Annotated in this window: 5 protein-coding genes; 4 read left to right on the forward strand and 1 reads right to left on the reverse strand. The window is 51.7% G+C overall.

What is annotated here, in order from left to right:
- Nucleotides 1-1,361: ATP-binding protein (locus tag AC2JC8_RS07635; RefSeq protein WP_484594447.1), on the reverse strand; the 1,361-nt coding region annotated here is incomplete at its 3' end.
- A gap of 176 nt (nt 1,362-1,537) precedes the next feature.
- Between AC2JC8_RS07635 and miaA the strand changes: the two genes are divergently transcribed.
- The 4 genes from miaA to cysE all read left to right on the forward strand — a co-directional run.
- Nucleotides 1,538-2,434 (forward strand): tRNA (adenosine(37)-N6)-dimethylallyltransferase MiaA, encoded by an 897-nt coding sequence (gene miaA / locus AC2JC8_RS07640; RefSeq protein WP_484594450.1) that lies wholly within the window; start codon nt 1,538-1,540, stop codon nt 2,432-2,434.
- Between the two features lie 46 nt (nt 2,435-2,480).
- Entirely contained in the window at nt 2,481-3,128 is a 648-nt protein-coding gene (gene infC / locus AC2JC8_RS07645; protein WP_481929002.1) for a translation initiation factor IF-3, read from the forward strand.
- A gap of 74 nt (nt 3,129-3,202) precedes the next feature.
- On the forward strand, nt 3,203-4,213 hold the full coding sequence (locus AC2JC8_RS07650) for a GntR family transcriptional regulator (protein ID WP_461555854.1): 1,011 nt from the start codon (nt 3,203-3,205) through the stop codon (nt 4,211-4,213).
- Nucleotides 4,214-4,217: 4 nt separating this feature from the next.
- Nucleotides 4,218-4,750 (forward strand): serine O-acetyltransferase (cysE, locus tag AC2JC8_RS07655; protein ID WP_484594448.1); only part of this gene is annotated, 533 nt, incomplete at its 3' end.

A 4,750-nucleotide genomic window follows, 5' to 3' on the forward strand; every position in this document is an offset into this window, starting at 1 on the left:
TGATTGCGGCGATCCCTGCCCTGTTTAGCTGATCCGCCAGCTGAATCACCCTCCACGATGTAAATCTCGGATTCGGAAGGATCACGGGAACTGCAATCTGCAAGTTTGCCTGGCAAAGTGGAACTTTCCAGCACACTTTTACGGCGAACTAATTCCCTTGCCCGACGCGCTGCCTCGGCAGCATTAAAGGCTTGTATTGCCTTTTCAAGGATTAAATCAATTACCTGAGGATGGAATTCAAGATATTCACTTAAAGATTCACCCACCACGGTATCAACAATACCGCGCACTTCTGTATTACCAAGTTTTGTTTTTGTCTGCCCTTCAAACTCAGGCTCGGGCACTTTCACGGAAAGAACAGCTGTTAATCCCTCGCGGATATTTTCACCAGCTAAATTGCCATCCGCATCTTTTCTTTTACCTCTTTTTCGCGCAAATGTATTTAAGGTGCGGGTAAGAACGGTTTTTAAACCTTCAATATGGGTGCCGCCATCAATGGTGCGAATATTATTTGCAAAGCCTAAAATACTATCGGAATAAGCATCCACACACCACTGCAAAGCAGCCTCTACTTGAACGCCATCCTTTTCTGAATTTACATAAATAATTTCAGGATGCAAAGGATCTTTGCCGGTATTCATGTAATTTACATATTCTCGAATTCCACCTTGGTAATGATAAATTTCTTCGCGAATTGATTCAGGGCGATCATCTCTAAATACAATCCGAACGCCTCCATTTAGGTATGCAAGTTCTCTTAACCTGCCGGAAAGAGTTTGGTAATCAAAGATAATTCCAGTGGCAAATATCTGAAAATCAGGCTTAAAACATAACGTGGTGCCAGTGCGACCTATTTCGCCATCTACAGAAAGCAAGGTGCCAATTGGTGCACCCCGTTCAAAGCGTTGGGTGTGCATCTGATCTTGGCGATAAACCGTTACCTGCACCCATTCACTGAGGGCATTTACAACAGAAACCCCCACCCCGTGGAGGCCGCCAGACACCTTGTAACCGCCAGAACCAAATTTACCGCCGGCATGGAGCACGGTGAGCACCGTTTCAAGGGCGCTTTTGCCGGTGCGGGGATGGATATCGGTGGGAATGCCGCGGCCGTTGTCGCTAACGGTGCAGGAACCATCCGCGTTGAGGCTCACCTCGATGTCACTGCAGTGGCCTGCTAGAGCCTCATCAACCGAGTTATCAACCACCTCATAAACCAGGTGGTGCAGCCCCCGCGGGCCGGTGGTGCCGATATACATCCCCGGCCGCTTACGCACCGGCTCCAAGCCTTCGAGAACTTGAATTTGCTCGGCGCCGTAGGCCGATTGAACCTGAGAGTTGGAACTGCTTGCTTCGCCCATGCTGTTGTTTCCGCTGAGGGGCCCTTGATGGAAGCCAAACCCCAGCGGGACCCTTCCGCTGAACTTAGATCCTACCACCGGTGGCCCAGAGCGCCTGCTGGGGGCCTCTCAGCTTGAATTTGCCATGGGGTTGGAGTATTCCCTTGCAAGCAGAGTTCAGCCAGGGCCAGCCGGAAGTGCCAACAAAAGACCTCATGGTGGTGCTTTTAGGCCCCACCGCCAGCGGCAAAACCGCCCTTGGCATTGAACTGGCCTTGGAATTGGGCTGCCGTGTTTTAAGTGTGGATTCACGCCAGATCTATCAACATATGGATGTTGGTACGGCAAAACCAAGCGCAGCAGAACGCGCTGGCGTAACCCACGAACTGCTGGATGTGGTGCCGCCAAACCAGCCGTTAAACCTGCAGCAATTCTGTGAATTAGCCCAGCCCTTAATTAGCGCAGAATTGGGCCTGGGGCACTTGGCTTTGCTCGTGGGGGGCAGTGGTCTCTATTTGCAAGCCCTCAGCCAAGGGCTTCAACCACCAGCCGTAGCGCCCCAAGCTTGGCTGCGGCAACAGCTTGATGGCCTTGGGCAATCCTGCTGCCATCAATTACTAAGCAAGGCAGATCCGATCGCCGCTGCCCGGATCCACCCAAACGACAGGATTCGCACCCAAAGGGGTTTAGAGGTGCTTTATGGCACAGGCAAACCGCTTAGCAGCCAGCAAGGACGCAGGTCACCAGCATTTGCTGTTTTAGAGCTGGGCCTTGATCCCCCTGATTTGCGCCAACGCATCGAGCAGCGCAGTGCTGCGATGTATGCCAATGGACTGGTGCAAGAAACAGAACTGCTGCAAAAGCTTTTCGGCAAAGATTTAGCGCTACTGCAAACCATCGGCTACGCAGAAGCGGTGGCATTGCTGGCGGGAGATCTAAACCTCGAGGAAGCACAAGCGCTCACAGCAAAGCGAACCTGGCAATTCGCTAAGAGGCAACGCACCTGGTTTAAAAACCGCCACAAACCGCTTTGGCTAAGCCCGCAAACGGCCCTTAAAGATGCCCTTGCAGCTATCGCAGCAGCTAAGGCTTAGAGTGAAGGGTCACCTGTTGAACCACAGTTCCCCCTCGCCTTACTGAATGGCCCCACCCCGCCCCCGTTTTGATCGCCGCGCCCCAGTTCGGGAACTACCGAACATCAACGACAGAATTAGTTACCCCAACTTAAGAGTTGTGGATTCAGACGGCAGTCAGCTTGGGGTGATCACCAGGGAAGCAGCCCTTGAAGTAGGCAAAGAAAGGGGCCTTGATTTGGTATTGGTAAGCGAGAAGGCCGATCCGCCTGTATGCCGAATAATGGACTATGGGAAGTTCAAATTTGAACAGGAAAAGAAAGCTAAAGAAACAAAGAAAAAATCCCATCAAACTGAGGTAAAAGAAGTAAAAATGCGCTACAAAATCGATGAGCACGATTACCAAGTGCGCATCGGCCAAGCGGTGCGATTTCTTAAATCCGGCGACAAGGTGAAATGCACCGTGATTTTTCGTGGTCGTGAAATTCAACACACTGCCCTTGCCGAACAACTTTTGTTTCGTATGGCGAGAGATCTAGAAGAAAATGCTGAATTACAGCAGGAACCAAAGCGGGAGGGGCGCAACATGATCATGTTTCTTGGCCCGCGCCGGGTGCCGCTCAATAAAGACAAGCCTGAGCAACTCACTAAAGCAGTGCGTACTTTGCCGATCAATGCTGCAGCTAAACCAGAAATTGAAGCCGCAGCTACCTGAAAACCGGTAAAAGGATTGTCACCTAGCCCGCGGGCCACTACCGTGGCGCAGTTGAGCTGCTGTCACAACCGAGCGTGCGTTTTCACATCCAACAAGAAAGCGATATCCCGGCTTCCACGCAGCTCTACAACCAGATCTGCTTTGCGATTGCCGCCCGTCATTTTCCGCCAGGTCATCGCTTACCCAGCACCCGCCAATTGGCGATGCAAACCGGCTTGCACCGCAACACGATCAGCAAGGTTTATCGCCAGCTGGAAAACGATGGTGTGGTGGAAGCAATGGCTGGTTCCGGCATCTACGTGCGCGATCAGCAGAAACCGAGGGAATTAAAAGCCCCTGCAGGGCCTAGGGGGCGCATTCGACCTGATATTGATCAAGAGGTGCGCCGCAGCATCGATGGCTTGCTTAACGCTGGTTGCACCCTGCAGCAGGCCCGTGAGTTACTCACCCATGAAGTGGATTGGCGCTTGCGTTGCGGGGCCCGCGTGCTGGTGAGCACGCCAAGGGAAGACATCGGCGCATCGATGTTGATCGCAGAAGAATTAGCGCCATGCCTTGATGTGCCCGTGCAAGTGGTGCCGCTTGAGGAATTAGAAGCGGTGCTGGAAAGCTCCAACAACGGCACAGTTGTAACGAGTCGGTATTTTCTGCAACCGGTGGAAGAACTTGCAAAAACCCATGGGGTGCGGGCAGTGGCAGTGGATTTAAACGACTTCCGCCATGAACTTAATCTGCTTAAAGAACTAAAAACCGGCAGTTGTGTTGGGCTTGTGAGCATCAGCCCCGGCATCCTTAGGGCAGCGGAAGTGATCCTGCATTCAATGCGCGGCCAAGAGCTTTTGGTGATGACCGCTTCTCCAGATGTGGGTAGCCGCTTACTGGCCCTTTGCCGGGCTGCAAGCCATGTGTTGTGCGATAAACCAAGCCTGCCATTAGTGGAGCAAACCCTGCGCCAAAATCGCTCCCAACTGATGCGTATGCCCCAAGTACATTGCGCCCAAAGTTATCTAGGAGCCAGCACAATTGATATGCTAAGAAAAGAAATCGGCCTCACCGAAACCCCTACAGACAACGGGATTGATTGATTAGATGTTTAGAAGTTTAAGAGCTGATATTGCGATTATCAAAGAAAGAGATCCGGCCGCAAGGGGCCCTTTAGAAATCCTATTTTGCTATCCGGGGCTTCATGCAATTTGCCTTCATCGCATTAGCCATCAGTTGTTTCGGTTAAATTTGCCGTTATTGCCGCGCTTATTATCTCAAATCGGGCGTTTCTTTACAGGGGTAGAAATTCATCCTGGGGCAAGAATTGGCCGTGGGGTATTTATAGATCATGGCGCTGGTGTGGTGATTGGTGAAACGGCGATAATCGGTGATCGTTGCTTATTATTTCAAGGGGTAACACTTGGCGGCACCGGCAAGCAAGGCGGGAAACGCCATCCCACCCTCGAGGAAAATGTAGTTGTGGGCGCAGGCGCAAAAGTATTAGGCGCAATCAATGTGGGTACAAACACTCGTATTGGCGCTGGTTCAGTATTACTTAGAGATGTGGAACAAGATTGCACAGTGGTGGGGGTGCCTGGCAGGGTGATCCATCAATCGGGGGTGAGGATTGATCCTTT

The organism is Synechococcus sp., assembly GCF_982614295.1.